This is a genomic window from Streptomyces lunaelactis, assembly GCF_003054555.1.
Classification (GTDB): Bacteria; Actinomycetota; Actinomycetes; order Streptomycetales; family Streptomycetaceae; genus Streptomyces; species Streptomyces lunaelactis.
On sequence record NZ_CP026304.1, the window covers coordinates 3,580,002 to 3,594,409 of the forward strand.

Genomic DNA, 14,408 nt, shown 5'->3' on the forward strand with positions numbered 1-14,408 from the left:
GACAGCCGCGTCCGGAATCGTCGCGGCACGGTGTCGGGCGGGGCGGCGACCGCGCACACCGCGCCCACGAAAAACCCCGGCCCCGGGGAGTTTGGAGGAACTCCCCGGGGCCGGGCCCCCTACCGTATCGCCACCCCTACTCCGTGGCGATCGCGTTCAGGACGTTCATCCTGCCCGCCCTGAACGCGGGTACCAGTGCCGCGAACAGCCCCACGAACGCCGACGCCACAAAGACCGTGATGATCGTCGACCACGGGATCTCCAGCACCTTCAGGCCCTCCAGCGCCAGCAGCTTCTGGGCCGCCGTGCCCCAGCCCATGCCCAGGCCGAGGCCCAGCAGGGCGCCGAAGAGGGCTATGACCACCGATTCGAGGCGGATCATGCGGCGCAGCTGGCGGCGCGAGAGGCCGATGGCGCGCATCAGGCCGATCTCGCGGGTGCGCTCGACCACCGAGAGCGCCAGGGTGTTCACCACACCCAGCACCGCGACGATGATCGCGAGCGCCAGCAGACCGTAGACGATGTTCAGCAGCTGGCCGATCTGGTCCTTCAGCTGCTGCTTGAAGTCGGTCTGGTTCTGCACCTTGTACTGCGGGTAGTCGGCGATCGACGCCTTCAGGGCCGCGTACGCCTCCTTCGCCTTGCCGTCCTCGGCCTTCGCGAACATCATCTGGTTCTGCGGCATCCTGTCGGCGGGGATGTACTGCGCGGCGGTCGTGATGCTGGTGTACATCGCGCCCTTGTCGACGTTGCCGTCGTCGGAGGTGATCGCCGCGATCTTCAGCTCGGCGGTCCCGCCATTCTTGAACGCGACCTTGATCGTGTCGCCGACCTTGACGCCGTGCCTCTTGGCGTAGGTGTCACCGACCGACATCGCGTTCTTGCCGTACGCGGCCGACAGCTCGCCCGCGACGGTCTCGCGGCGCAGATCCTGTGCGTACGTCGGGTCGGCGGCGACGAGCTCCTCGTCCTCCGTCCTGCCGTCGGGCGAGGTCAGCTTCGTCACCACGCCCTTGTAGTCGGTGACGTGCTCGATGTGCGGGGCCTTCTTCAGGGCCTTCTCGACCTGCGGCACGAACGGCTGGCCCTTGCCGGACTGGATGATGAAGTCCGCGCCGACCGACTTGTCGAGCTCGTCCGTGGCCGAGGCCACCATCGAGGAGCCGACCACCGACAGGCACGCCACCAGCGCGAGCCCGATCATCAGGGCCGCACCCGTCGCTCCGGTACGCCGCGGGTTGCGCAGCGCGTTGCGCTCCGCGAGCCGCCCGACCGGGCCGAACATCCGCAGCACGACCGCGCTGAGCGCCCGCACCACGACACCCGCGAGCAGCGGGCCGATGACGACGAAGCCGATGAGCGAGAGGACCACGCCCAGGCCGAGGAACATCGATCCCTCGCTCGCCTTGTCGGCCTGCGTCGCGACCAGGAGCGCCGCCGCGCCGCCGCCGGTGAGGAGCAGACCGATCCCGGCCCGGATCCGGCCCGCCTTGCCGTCGGCCGGCGTACCGGCGTCGCGCAGGGCGGCCATCGGGGAGATCTTGCCGGCCCGCCGGGCCGGGACGTACGCGGCGACGACGGTGACGACGATGCCGAGGACGAGTCCGACCACCGGGGTCGTCACCTTCACCGTCAGATCGCTGGTGGACAGCTCCATGCCCATGGAGCCCATCAGCTTCATCAGTCCGACGGCCAGACCCACACCGGCGGCGACGCCCGCGATGGATCCGACGATGCCGAGCAGCAGCGCCTCGAGCAGTACGGAACGGTTGACCTGCTTGCGGCTGGAGCCGATGGCCCGCATCAGGCCGATCTCTCGGGTGCGCTGGGCGACCAGCATCGAGAAGGTGTTGACGATCAGGAAGATGCCGACGAGGAGGGCGATCCCGGCGAAGCCGAGCATCGCGTACTTCATCACGTCGAGGAAGGAGCCGACGTCCTCGCGGCTTGAGTCCGCGGCTTCCTTCGCCGTCTGCAGCTTGTACGTGCCGCCTGTGCCCGTGCCGCCCGCGTCGCTCAGCGTCGTGGCGACGTTCTGCTTGAGCTGCTCGTCGCTCACGCCCGCCGCCGCAGTGACGGAGATGCCGGTGAACAGGCCTTCCTTGCCGAGCAGTTCACGCTGCGCGGTGGCGGTGTCGAAGTAGACGACGGTCGCACCGGGGTTGGTGACCTTGAAGGAGGCGATGCCGGAGACCTTGGCGGTGAAGTCGCCGGTGACGGCGATGGTACGCAGCTCGTCACCGATCTTCAGGTGGTGCTTCTCGGCGGTGTCGGCGTCGACCATCACGTCGGTGGGGCCCCGCGGTGCGTGACCGGAGGTGATCTCCATGGCCTTGAGGTCGTTCTGGGTCCAGTTGCCGGCGATCGTCGGGGCGCCGCTGCTGGAACCCATGTCCTTGTTCGCGGAGTTGACGACGGTCACGCTCATACTCGTGACCGCGCCCTCGGCGGACTCGGCGCCCGGCGCCTTCGCCACCTTGCCGACGAGTGAGGCGGGCAGCGACTCGGGCTTGCCGGTCTCCGGGTTCTCGTCGTCACCCGCGCCGCCGGCGCTCTTGGGGCTGACGGTGACATCGGACGCGGTCGCGGCGAAGAGCTTGTCGAACGTCGTGTTCATCGTGTCGGTGAAGACGAGCGTCCCCGACACGAAGGCCACCGACAGCAGCACCGCCACGGCCGAGAGCGCCATTCGCCCCTTGTGCGCGAAGAAGTTGCGCATCGAGGTCTTCCATACAGTCACGACGTCCGCCCCCGTGCGTCGAAGTCCTTCATCCGGTCCAGTACGGCGTCGGCGGTCGGCTTGAACATCTCGTCGACGATGCGGCCGTCGGCGAGGTACAGGACACGGTCCGCGTACGAGGCGGCCACCGGGTCGTGCGTGACCATCACGATGGTCTGGCCGAGCTCGTCGACCGAGCGGCGCAGGAAGCCGAGGACCTCGGCGCCCGCGCGGGAGTCGAGGTTTCCGGTCGGCTCGTCACCGAAGATGATCTCGGGTCGGGCGGCGAGCGCCCTGGCCACGGCGACGCGCTGCTGCTGGCCGCCGGAGAGCTGGGTGGGCCGGTGCTTGAGGCGGTCGATCAGGCCGACGGTCTCCACGACGCGGTTCAGCCACGCGGCGTCCGGCTTACGGCCGGCGATGTCCATCGGGAGCGTGATGTTCTCCAGGGCGTTGAGGGTCGGCAGCAGGTTGAAGGCCTGGAAGATGAAGCCGATCCGGTCCCGGCGCAGCTGCGTGAGCCGCTTGTCCTTGAGCTTGGTGATCTCGGTGTCGTCGAGGTAGATCTCGCCCGAGGTGACGGTGTCGAGGCCGGCCAGGCAGTGCATCAGCGTGGACTTGCCGGAGCCGGACGGGCCCATGATCGCGGTGTACTGCCCGCGGGCGATGTCGACGTCGACCTGGTCGAGCGCTACGACGCGGGTGTCCCCGGAGCCGTACGCCTTGACGACCTGCCGCCCTCGCGCGGCGACGGCCGTACGCCCTCCGGTGTCCCCGTGCCGGGGAATGGTCACAGCCGTTGTCACGGTATATCTCCTAAGTCGGTGATGTTCAGATATGGGTTACCGAGGTGCGGGTGTCGAGCGGGGGTTCGAGCTTCTGGCCGTCGAACTTCGGGCTGTCGCCAAGTGGTCGCCGCGTACGTCCGAGTCTGTCGGCGGAAGCGGTCCGGCGCGCTGGTGCCCAGTGCAGTCTTGAGCCGGGGGTTTTCCCCACCCCCGGTGGTGCGGGCCTCAGCTGCGGCCGTAAGACCAAGCTAAGGAATCGGACCTCCCCTCCTCGTCGTCCCCCGGGACGAACGTCCCCCGGTCATGAGTAAGGAGAAGCCCCTAGGGGCTCTCCACCTCCGGGTGGACGGGCACCCGATGAGCCTGCACCCTCCCCCTGCGTGAGGCTCAAGTGAGAGGGTGTCCCGGGAAATAGATGCAGGGGGAAAGGATCCAGCGGTGGGCGCGAGCGGGGGCGGTGCGGGCGAGATACCTGGGGAGGGGCACGCGCGGGCGCTGCCCGGGGCGGAGGCAACCGCGGGAGCGGGCACGGGGTCCCCGGCGGACGCCGCGGGGGCAGGCGCGGGAGCCGGCGCCAGGTCCGGCTCCTCGGACGCCGGCCCTCCGGGGCGGGGGCGCGGGCCCGTCGTCGCCGCTCTCATGCTCGGGATGGCGCTCGCCGCGCTCGACGGCACCATCGTCTCCACCGCCGTACCCCAGATCGTCGGCGACCTCGGCGGCTTCACGGTCTTCTCCTGGCTCTTCTCCGGCTATCTGCTCGCCGTGACGGTGAGCCTGCCGGTGTACGGGAAGCTCTCCGACACCTTCGGCCGCAAGCCGGTCCTGATCACCGGCATCGTCGTGTTCCTCGTCGGCTCACTGCTGTGCGCGGGCGCCTGGAACATGGCGTCGCTGATCGCCTTCCGGGTGGTGCAGGGACTGGGTGGCGGAGCCCTCCAGGGCACGGTGCAGACCATCGCCGCCGACCTCTACCCGCTGAAGGAACGCCCCAAGATCCAGGCCAAGTTGTCGACGGTGTGGGCGAGCGCGGCGGTGGCCGGGCCCGCGATCGGCGGGCTGCTCGCCGCGTACGCCGACTGGCGCTGGATCTTCCTGATCAACCTGCCGGTCGGCGCGGTCGCCCTGTGGCTGGTCGCCCGCCACCTGGTCGAGCCGCAGCGTACGAAGCCGGTGCGCCGTCCTCGTATCGACTGGGCGGGCGCGCTCGCCGTCTTCGCGGCCGGCACGCTCCTGCTGACCGCGCTCGTCCAGGGCGGCATCGCCTGGCCCTGGCTCTCCGCGCCCTCACTCGCCCTGCTCGGCGGAAGCGCGGTGCTCATTGCCGTCACCGTCCTCATCGAGCGGCGGGCCGCCGAGCCGATCATCCCGGGCTGGGTCTGGCGCCGGCGCACCATCGCGGCGGTGAATCTGGCGCTGGGAGCGCTGGGCCTGCTCATGGTCGCGCCCACGGTCTTCCTCCCCACCTACGCCCAGTCGGTCCTCGGCCTCGGCCCGATCGCCGCGGGCTTCGTGCTCTCCGTGATGACACTGAGCTGGCCGGTCAGCGCCGCCCTGTCCAACCACGTCTACAACCGCATCGGCTTCCGCCGGACCGCGATCATCGGCATCGCACTCGCCGCCCTGATCCTGGCGGCCTTCCCGCTCCTCCCCTACCCGGGCGAACCGTGGCAGCCGGCCCTCATCATGCTGCTGCTCGGCGGCGCACTCGGCCTCTTCCAACTCCCGCTGATCGTCGGCGTCCAGTCGACGGTGGGCTGGTCGGAGCGGGGTACGACGACGGCCTCCGTACTGTTCTGCCGCCAGGTGGGCCAAAGCATGGGCGCCGCGCTCTTCGGCGCCGTCGCCAACACGGTGCTGGCCTCGCGCCTGGGCGGCACGGGCGACCTGGACTCGGTCTCGCACGCACTGGCCGACCCGGCCTCGCTGACGGCGGAGTCGGCGGACCACCTGCGCCGCGCAGTGGACGCGGCGGTGGACCATGTGTACGTGGGCGCGGCAGCGGCGGCCGTGGTCGCCCTGCTGGTCCTGGTGTTCGTGGCGCCGCGGCGCTTCCCGGTCATCGCCGACAAGCCGGAGGGCTAGGCAAGAGCCAGCAGCCGGCCGATCCAGGAGTCGAAGTGCGGGCACGCGGCCCGTAGTTCGGCCAAGCCGAGATCGGCGACTGACACAGGACCGTCCTGGGTCTTGTTGTACGCCGGATACAGCCCAAGCAGTCGCTTCGACGGCGCGGTGTCCGCACCGTCGTTGACGCACTCCGGCCCGCCCGCCGCATCGGCCTGCCGCTTCAATTCCGCCGCCAACGCGCCGTCCTCGACCCACTCCCCCAACTGCCCGGCCGCCGCGAAGACCCAGGTTTCGGTCTCGTGCAGCACCAGATACGGCAGGAACCTGGGGTGGTCGATCCTCGCCGCGATCTGCTGCTCGACGTACTCCACACGCCGCCGTGCCGAACCCGCCGGACGTTCGGCCATCCCTGGGCTGTCCTGCGGAAGTCCGTAGTAGTCGAGGAGCGTGGTGACCGCCGCCCAATGCGGGGTTGTGCCGAGGCGGAGCCTCACATCCTTCTCGATCTTCGCCCACTTGCTGACCCCGCCCCTGCCGGACGGGCCACCCGCTCGTGTCCCGGTCAGCAGGATGGTGGGGACGAGAATGATCCCGGCCTCGAACAGCTCAGGGGCGAGGGTCCGGCCGGCGAAGTGCCGTCCCGCCGTCCTCCCGCTCCGCGACCACAAGGTCGTCCAGCGAGAACTGGTTGAGCAAGGTCACCGACTGGGTGGCGATGACGACCTGGCTGCGCACTGCGGCCGAGCGCAACAGGTCCGCGAGCTGCACCACCGCATGGGGATGCAGCCCCAACTCCGGCTCATCCAGGGTGAGGAGCGCAGGCGGATCCGGCTGCAGCAGGAGCGCACAGAGGCAGATGTACCGCAGCGTCCCGTCGGACAGCGCCTCCGCAGGAAAAATCGCGTCCACGCCCTGTTGCATCCACCGCAGGCGGATCTTCCCGCCCGGCTCCTCGGCCAGGAGGAAGTCCCGGAAGAACGGCGCCACGGTCTGAACCGCCCGAACAATCCGCCGGTACGTCTTGGGCTCACCCTCACGCAGCCGCAGCAGGAACGCGGCCAGGTTCCTCGCGTCCGGACGCAGCGCCTCGTTGTCGGCGGTGAAACCGAGCGTCTTGACCGGTGCGTTGACGCTGGTGTCGTGGAAATGGAAGACCCGGCAGCCACCGAGAACAGAGCGCATCGGCCCCGGTAGCTGCGACTCCTTGTGCCCGCGAGCGAGCCCTTCCGGAGGCCGTCCCCACTTCTCTTCCGCGAAGATCAGCGAGTCGTTGGCGGCCGGCACAAGATGAGCCTCGTAGCTATGCGGATCAGCCGTCACCCGGAGCCGAATCCCCTCCTCCGCACGAGGCCCGACATACTGCAGCGCCTGCGCACCACCGCGCAGCCCGACCGCGAGGCCGAGCTCCGAGTCCGCCATACGACCGAGCAGCTCCAGTACCCCAACGACGTTGCTCTTGCCGGCGCCGTTCGCGCCCACCAGCACGGTCACATCGCCGAGCGTCAGCGTGGCGGCCCGGATCGAGGTGAAGCCCTCGACCGACACCTCAGAGATCTTGTACGGCATGCCCTCACCCTAAGCCGCAGCCCGCTCCCCGGGTCGGCAGTCGCGGCAGCCCTCGTCCGGGTCGTGGGACCGGAAGGCATCCGGCCCGCCTCAGCCCGTCGGGGCTTCAAACGGGCGGCTACCGGTCATCCTCCGGCAGCCGGAAGCCTTCGTTGACGTCGTCGAAGATGTGCTTGTGCTGCTGCCACTCGGCCTTGGGGGCCGACAGGTAGATCGCGTACTCGTTCCCGCCAGGGCGGCCGAACGCGAGGTCGCACCCGCGCCACTCCCGCGCCGAGCCCTGCCAGGTGAATTCCCAGATCGCGGCCGGCAGGTCCCGGAAGCTCGTGCTCTGCATCCGCAGCCGCCGGTAGCCGGGCAGCTTCCCCTCCTTCACGGAGGTGGTCTCGTCGTCCTTCCAGTGCTGGAGAGGATCGGAGCTCGCGAAGTCGAGCACGGAGACCCGTACTCCGACCAATCCGTTCGGGGAGACGTAGGCGATTTCGTTCCTCTCGTCCGCACCGGCCGGGAGCCGACGGGTCCAGCCGTCCGGTACGGGGAAGGAGACGCCGAGCTCGTTCTCCTTGACGAGGTGGTAGCCCTCGGGGACCGGCGAGGGTGTTGAACTCGCCGAAGTCGAAGGCGAAGGCGAAGGCGTCGGCTTTCCGGTCGCCGCCTGGTGCGACCCCTTGGTGTTCCCGCCGCTCAAGTTCAGGGCCGCCGCTGTCGCACCTGCGGCGACCGCGACGACGACCGCGGCGGCCACCCACACCCGCACGCGGCGACGGCGCCTCGGAGAAGCGGCCGAGGCGGGCAGCACCGCTGTGGAGCCGCGCCCCGGTGCGGGGCTCGGGGACCCAGCCCCATCGTCCGGGGACAGCAGCTTCGCGCGGTCCACCGGCGCGGTCCCCGCCTCCGCCGCCGGCTCCCGGAGCGCCCGCTCCGCCGCCTCCGCCGACGGCCGCCGCTCCGGGTCCTTCACCAGCAGCGCCTCGATCAACGGAGCGAGCGACGCGGCCCGCCGCGGCGGTTCCAGCTCGTCGACGGCGATCGCATACGCGGTCTCGAGCGCGGTGGCCCTGCGGAACGGCGGCCTGCCCTCCACTGCCTGGTAGAGCGTCGCGCCCAGCGACCAGAGATCGGACGCGGGCCCCGGCGTCCCACCCCTGACCCGCTCCGGCGCCACGTAGTCGATGGACCCGACCATCTCGCCCGTCTTGGTCAGGGTGGAGGTGCCGGTGGCGACGGCTATACCGAAATCCGTCAGCACCACGCGGCCGTCGGTGCCGAGCAGCACGTTCCCGGGCTTGACGTCCCGGTGCAGCACACCGGCCGCGTGCGCGGCCCGCAGCGCCCCGACCATGCCCCGCCCGATCCGCGCCGCCTCGACCGGCGACACCGGTCCGCTCTTCTTGAGCACATCGCCAAGCGTCAGCGAGGGCACGTACTCCATGACGACGCAAGGGAGCCCCTCGTCGTCCACGACGTCATGCACCACGACCACATTGGGATGGCTGATACGAGCGGCGCTGCGCGCCTCGCGGCGGGTGCGTTCGTACAGCGTGGCGAGCTCGTCGTCGGCCAGATGCGGCGAGGCGTGCAGTCTCTTCACCGCAACCTGCCGACCGAGGAGCTCGTCCTCGGCCCGCCATACGGTGCCCATGCCGCCATGGCCGATGCGCTCCAGCAGCCGGTACCTCCCGGCAACCTGCCGCCCTTGCTCCGCCGACACCACGCGCCCCTCTACCGCCTACCTGTCTGGAGCCGACACCATAACCGGCACCCCCCTGATAGAGGGTTCAGGCCATGGTGACGGTTCCCTGGAGCGTAGGGCCCGAGGACGGCGGTCCGTTCCGGCGTTCGAGTGATGGCGATTGCCCCGTCAGCAGCCAGTGTCTCAGCCCTCCGCCGCCGCGCGGCCCGTGAGTGTCGTGAGGCTGCTGCGGATGTGCGCCATGTGCGCGTCCATCTCGTCGCGGGCCTCGTCGTGCTCCCTCAGCACCTGCTCCGTGTCGCGCTCGATCCGCTCCTCGCGCACCCGGGCTTCGGCGATCAGCTCCGCCGCCCGCGCCTCCGCGTCCTCCTGGCCGTGCCGGGCGTGCTCCTCCGCGGCGGCGAAGGTGCGCTTGGCGTCGGACAGCGCGCCCTCGGCGGACACGCCGAGCTCGGCGAGACGGGTGTCCAACTCGGCTTCCTGGTACGCGATTTCACGCTCCACCGCGTCCCAGCGCTCGGCCTGGCCATCCTCCAGGCCGGCCAGCATGACCTCGGCACGGCGGCGCATCTCCTTCCAGGCGGCCACGGCCTCACCGCGCTGCTCCTTCACCTCGCGACGGGCGTCGATACGCGTCTCGTCGGCCGTGGTCTGCGCGGTGAGCGAGACGTGCTGGGCGCGCGCCTCGGCGTCCGCCCTGACCCCGTCCGCGTACTCACGGGCCTCCTCGCGCACCTGCCGGGCCGCCGCCTCGGCCGCGTCGCGCAGACCCTGCGCCTCGTCCCGCGCGGCGGTCCGCAGCTCCTCGGACTCCTCCTCGGTCAGCGCCAGCACGGTCTGGGCGCGGCGGCCGAGGCTCTCGTACGTCTGCGGGGCGAGCGCCGAGACGACCCCGCGCAGCTCATCCGCCTCCGCCTCCATCTCCCTGGCGAGGACGGTGAGGCGCGCGGCGCGTTCCCAGGCGTCGTCGCGGTCCTGGGACAGGGCGGCGACATAGGCGTCGGTCTCCTCCACGCGGTAGCCCCGGCCACGTACGGCGGCGAAGCCGTGGGGTGACACCGATGCAGCACTCATGCTTCAAGCCCCTCTCCGACACACAACGCGACATGGCGCATATCCTGCTGGATCGCAGTGAAGTGCCCATAACGCGACACTCCACCCAACCGCAGCGGTCAAGGACGCGCCCATGGCGAAAAGAGGTCGGAATTGGGGTAAACGGCGGGGCGCCCGGCCTGTCGTTGCAGGTCGGGCGCCCCGGTCATCCGTATGTCAGGACATCAGCGTGTCAGAGCAGTCCGTCCCACATCTGCTCCAGCAGCACCGACCACCAGCTCTCCGGCGAGGCCAGTGCCGCCGGGTCCAGCGCGGCGAGCTGCGCCTGGAAGTCGACCGTCCAGCGGCCGGCCTGCTCCGGGTTGAGGTTGAAACGCAGCCGCCACATCCGGCCGAGCAGCGCCAGGCAGCGTACGAACTCCGGCAGCCCGCTGTTGACGAACTGCGGCGCCACCGGCTGACCGCCCGGGCCCCCCTCCACAGGCACCGCCACGATATGCGCCGTGCCGTACTGGACACAGATCGCCCGGCCGAAGTCGCTGCCCACCACCAGGTACGAGCCGGCGTCCGCCGCCGCCTGCACCTGCCGCTGCGCCGCGAGTTCCGCCAGCGTCGGGACGACCGGCTGGGCCGGCTGCGCCCAGAAGAACGGGTTGAAGTCGCCCGGCAGACCCGCCCACACCAGCGTGGCGGCCACGATCTCCGGCACACCCTGACGCGAGACGGCCCGCTGGTCGAACCGGCAGATGCCCTGCGGCCCGAACGCGCCCACCAGCTCCTGAGCGACCGCCTCCGGAGGGATCGGCGGGGCCGGCGGCACCTGCGGCAGCTGAGCCCGCACCGGCGCGGGGCGCGCCGGACCGTCCGCGACCTGGTGCAACTCGCCCTGGTGCGTGAGCAGATGCTGCATGCCCTGCTGCCGGCTGGCGTGATCCCTGCCGTACGGCGCGACGGACGTGATCCGCACCTGCGGCCAGGTCTCCCGGATCATCCGGGAGCAGTAGCCGCCGGGCAGCTCGCACGACTCCAGCTCGGTGTGCAGCTCGAGCACCTGCTGCGGCGGCACGTTCATGGCGCGCAGCTCATGCAGGATCTGCCACTCCGGGTGCGGAGTGCCGGGCGCCGAGCGGCGGATCAGCTGGGCCTCGGAGCCGTCGGGCGCGCGGTAGCGCAGGACGGCCTGGTAGCCGGGGCCGACAGTCGGCACGCCTGACGGCGGCTGCGGCGGATAGCCGTACGCGGGCGGCTGACCACCGTGCGACTGCGGCGCATGCGGCACGGGGCCGGGAGGCGCACCGGGCGGGCCGGGAGGCTGGGGCGCGCCGGGACCCATCTGGGCGGGTCCGGCCAGCATGGTCGCGGCATGGTGCACGCCACCGCCGGGCGGGCCGGGGCGTGGGGCTCCGGGCGGGCCAGGAGGCTGCGGAGCCCCCGGCGCACCAGGCGCACCGGGCGGGCCAGGGGGCTGCGGCGCACCAGGCGCACCCGGGCCACCCATCTGGCTCGGATCCGCCAGCATCGTCGCGGCATGGTGCACCCCACCACCCGGCGGACCGGGAGGCGCAGGCGGACCGGGCGGGCCGGGCGGCTGCGAGCCCTCCGGGCCGAGCTGGGAGACGAGTTGCGTCGGCAGATACCCGCCCGCGGGGGCACCGGGAGTACCCGGACCCGACGGCGGCGGCGTCGCACCCGGCCGCGCACCCGGAGTTCCGGGAGCGCCGGGCGGCGGCGGAGTCGTGGAGCCGCCGCCGCGCGAGCGACGCGGCGGTACGGATGCCTTGCTCGTCGCCGCGTCCGCGATGTCACCGGCGCCGGGGCCCGGTCGAGCGGGCGCACCGGGCGCAGGCGACTGCGGCAGTGGCTGCGGCGCCTGGGGAGCCTGAGGCCCGCCCGGCGGCGTATTGAGTGCCGGAGCGACAGCGGTCCGCGGCAGCTGGCTGCCGCCCGACATCAGCGCGGTCGGCGCCTCCGCGCCCACGACGGGCGGCGGAGTGTCATCGTCGTCGGAACCGGAGATCGGCGGCGCGAACACCGTGGCCGGCAGCGGCACTGACGCGTCGTCGCCGGACCCCGCGCTGGTGTCCGTCCACCCAGTGGCCCCGGCCGATGTGGCGCGCACACCCTCGGAAGCCGTCGGCTCGTAGTCGCCCGCACCCGCGTCGGGCCATACGGACCCGCCCTGCGAGGCGCTGTCGCGGGACGCACCGGGCTCGGGCCACGCCGAGCCGGGCGCGGACGAACTCCCGCCCGCCTGCGAGGCGTTGGAGTCCTGGGCACTCATGGCGGGGGCGGACCAGCCGGCCCCCGACGACGGCACACCGGCACCACCAGAGCCAGCACCAACACCAGGACCAGCGGCACCCGCGCCAGCATCCGTCGGACCGGGCGCCCCCGACGGCCGGCCGGCAGCAGCCCCCGACCTGTCCGGGATCCCGATCCTGTCCGCCGCCTCCTGGAGCCACTCCGGCGGGCTCAACAGGAACGACGTCTGATTCAGGTCGATACGCTGCGGCGGCTCCGCCGCGGCCGCGGCCGCCGCCTCGTCCTGTATCCCGTACTCCTCCTCGTACCGGCGGATCACCTCACCCACCGGCAGCCCCGGCCACAGCGTTGCCTCACCGCTGTCCCGGGCGATCACCAGCCGCTGCTGCCCGCCGTCCGAACGCGCACCGCCCTCGCGGTCCTCCGCCCACACCACGAAGCCCAGCTCGAACTCCCGCACCCGCACCTCACGGTGCTGATACGCGGGTACGTCGCCGTTGACCCACTCTTCCGCGCGCTCCTGCGCCTGCGCGAAGGTCACCATCGGACCGTCACCCCTCGTCCGAGATCGGGACGGCGCGCGCGAAGCCGCCGTCCACCATCAGGTTCGCCACGGTCTCCAGCTCCGGCGGATTGCCCGCCAGCCGCTGCAGAAAACCGTCGAAGTCCTCGCCACAGGGCAGCAGCAGCCGCTCCACGCGCTCCTGCACGTTCCACCCGTCCTGGTCCCGCGCGTCGTCGTACGCACAGAACCAGACCGAGCCGATGCCCGAGCCCCTGACCTTCACCGTCAGAATCCCGCCCTGGACGAACGCAACACCCAAGTAGTCCTTGGTGAGATGGTCCCGCAGGCACTTGTTGACGTACACCAGGTCATTGACCGCGGCCTCGTCCCGCACCGTGAAGAACGGCTGGTCGATCAGCAGCCCCAGCTCCGCGTCGAGGGCGGCACCCTTCGGGGCGCAGCCGCCCGCGGCCTTCAAGAAGGAGCGGTACGCGCCGGGAAGCCGGTAGCCCAGATCCTCCTCGACGCCCAGCAACTGCTGCTCGCTGACCGACACGACACCCTTCGGCAGACCGAAGTGCGCGGGCCGGGTCTCCTGCAGCGGACGCGTACCCCGCTTGCTCTGGTCCACCGGAGCCGTCGCGAGCCCGCCGTGATGCCGCAGCAGCGCCTTCACCTCGACCGGAACCAGCTCGAGCCGGCGCGTGCCCGGCACGTGGTGCCAGGTCCAGCCGTGCGGAGTGGCGACCGAAGCAATCGTGTCCCACAACGCGTGGCCGTCGGCGTGCAGCGCGGCGTTCGCCGATACGTAGTCGGTGAGCCGCAGCTCGTCGACGCCGAAGCCCTCAGGGGGCTCGGCGATCTCCGCGGCGGCACGCGCGTACGGCGAAAAGTCCGGAAAGCCGTTGTCGTCCACACGCACACCCCTTGGGTGGCGGGAGGCCCGGACCGGGTCCGGGAAGTTCACGACCTGCCCGGCGTAGGCCGCGTTCGGTGGCGCGGCGTGCCCGAGCCGACCTGTCGTCATGACGGATGCCCCCTGCTGCTTCTGGCTGGTTCAGGACAGCCTAAGCGGTGGGGCAATAGGGAGGACCGACGCTCCGCTTCCATCACCAACAGTCACAACTGAGTGACCGTTTGCCGACGGGTCGACACGTTTCAGTGCCCCAGCTTCCGCACCCCCCGCCGCATTTGGCAGGCTGTCCCCGCAACTCGGGGGAGTGCAGGGAGGGGACGAGCACACCATGCACACAGCGCAACCAAGTACTTCAGGTGATCCACGCCTCGGCTGGAGCAGTACACAGGCCGGTCGGCCGCCCGCGCTCAGCCACCGTCGCGACGGGATTCTGCCCACCGTGGCGGCGGCACTCTCGGTACGTGGCGAGACCCTTGCCTGCACCGCGGGGAAGGCCGACCAGCCGCCCACACTCCATCCGCTCGTACAGGATTTCCTCGACACCCTCACAAGCGGTCAGCGCGAACGCTTCACCGGCCGCTGCCCCGAGGCGATCCTGCTCTCGCGCCAACTCGGCGCCGCGGAGACCCAGCGCTCCAAGCGGGCCCAGCGCAAGCCGCTGACGCACAGCGAGGCACGGCGCACGCTCAAGGGGGCGAAACTGACCGCACGCCGTATCCGTGAGGACGGCGATCCGCTGCACGGCAGTTATGCGCCGCCCTGCCGTTCCTGCACGGCGATGCTCGACCACTTCGGCGTACGCCCCGTCGACCCCACCGCGACCCAGAACGGCTGAACCCGCA

The 14,408-nt window shown here is 71.2% G+C and carries 10 protein-coding genes; 2 read left to right on the forward strand and 8 right to left on the reverse strand.

The genetic code is table 11. From position 1 onward, the window contains the following. Positions 1 to 136 precede the first annotated feature (136 nt). Both SLUN_RS16075 and SLUN_RS16080 read right to left on the reverse strand, forming a co-directional pair. A complete protein-coding gene (locus SLUN_RS16075) occupies positions 137 to 2,740 on the reverse strand; it encodes an ABC transporter permease (RefSeq protein ID WP_108149141.1) in 2,604 nt (867 codons plus the stop codon). Further along, complete coding sequence (locus tag SLUN_RS16080) at positions 2,737 to 3,525, reverse strand: ABC transporter ATP-binding protein (RefSeq protein WP_108149142.1); 789 nt, start codon at positions 3,523 to 3,525, stop codon at positions 2,737 to 2,739. The genes SLUN_RS16075 and SLUN_RS16080 overlap by 4 nt, the downstream gene beginning before the upstream one ends. A 477-nt stretch (positions 3,526 to 4,002) precedes the next feature. Between SLUN_RS16080 and SLUN_RS16085 the strand changes: the two genes are divergently transcribed. After that, positions 4,003 to 5,589, forward strand: a complete 1,587-nt coding sequence (locus tag SLUN_RS16085) for an MFS transporter (RefSeq protein WP_108154780.1) — start codon at positions 4,003 to 4,005, stop codon at positions 5,587 to 5,589. On the opposite strand, the gene SLUN_RS16090 is transcribed toward SLUN_RS16085, so the two are convergent. From SLUN_RS16090 to SLUN_RS16115, 6 genes are all read right to left on the reverse strand, one after another. Beyond that, positions 5,586 to 6,239 (reverse strand): DUF4276 family protein, encoded by a 654-nt coding sequence (locus SLUN_RS16090; protein WP_108149143.1) that lies wholly within the window; start codon positions 6,237 to 6,239, stop codon positions 5,586 to 5,588. The two genes, SLUN_RS16085 and SLUN_RS16090, sit on opposite strands and share 4 nt — an antisense overlap. Next, a complete protein-coding gene (locus SLUN_RS16095; protein ID WP_108149144.1) occupies positions 6,178 to 7,137 on the reverse strand; it encodes an AAA family ATPase in 960 nt (319 codons plus the stop codon). The genes SLUN_RS16090 and SLUN_RS16095 overlap by 62 nt, the downstream gene beginning before the upstream one ends. 118 nt (positions 7,138 to 7,255) lie before the next feature. After that, positions 7,256 to 8,848: a serine/threonine-protein kinase gene (locus SLUN_RS16100; RefSeq protein WP_306610700.1), complete on the reverse strand. Its 1,593-nt coding sequence runs from the start codon at positions 8,846 to 8,848 to the stop codon at positions 7,256 to 7,258. 165 nt (positions 8,849 to 9,013) lie between these two features. Next, positions 9,014 to 9,904, reverse strand: coding sequence for a coiled-coil domain-containing protein (locus SLUN_RS16105; RefSeq protein WP_108149146.1), 891 nt, complete (start codon positions 9,902 to 9,904; stop codon positions 9,014 to 9,016). Positions 9,905 to 10,115: 211 nt separating this feature from the next. Beyond that, a complete protein-coding gene (locus SLUN_RS16110) occupies positions 10,116 to 12,689 on the reverse strand; it encodes an SUKH-4 family immunity protein (RefSeq protein WP_108149147.1) in 2,574 nt (857 codons plus the stop codon). Between the two features lie 7 nt (positions 12,690 to 12,696). Then, positions 12,697 to 13,677: an SMI1/KNR4 family protein gene (locus SLUN_RS16115; RefSeq protein WP_108149148.1), complete on the reverse strand. Its 981-nt coding sequence runs from the start codon at positions 13,675 to 13,677 to the stop codon at positions 12,697 to 12,699. A gap of 217 nt (positions 13,678 to 13,894) precedes the next feature. Here SLUN_RS16115 and SLUN_RS16120 point away from each other — a divergent pair, with 217 nt between their 5' ends. Continuing rightward, a complete protein-coding gene (locus tag SLUN_RS16120; protein WP_108149149.1) occupies positions 13,895 to 14,401 on the forward strand; it encodes a YwqJ-related putative deaminase in 507 nt (168 codons plus the stop codon). Positions 14,402 to 14,408: the final 7 nt, after the last annotated feature.

Coding starts and splice junctions, on each gene's coding strand:
- SLUN_RS16105 (WP_108149146.1), bottom strand. CDS start 9,904: ATGAGTGCTGCATCGGTGTCACCCCACGGCTTCGCCGCCGTACGTGGC.
- SLUN_RS16110 (WP_108149147.1), bottom strand. CDS start 12,689: ATGGTGACCTTCGCGCAGGCGCAGGAGCGCGCGGAAGAGTGGGTCAAC.
- SLUN_RS16095 (WP_108149144.1), bottom strand. CDS start 7,137: ATGCCGTACAAGATCTCTGAGGTGTCGGTCGAGGGCTTCACCTCGATC.
- SLUN_RS16115 (WP_108149148.1), bottom strand. CDS start 13,677: ATGACGACAGGTCGGCTCGGGCACGCCGCGCCACCGAACGCGGCCTAC.
- SLUN_RS16120 (WP_108149149.1), top strand. CDS start 13,895: ATGCACACAGCGCAACCAAGTACTTCAGGTGATCCACGCCTCGGCTGG.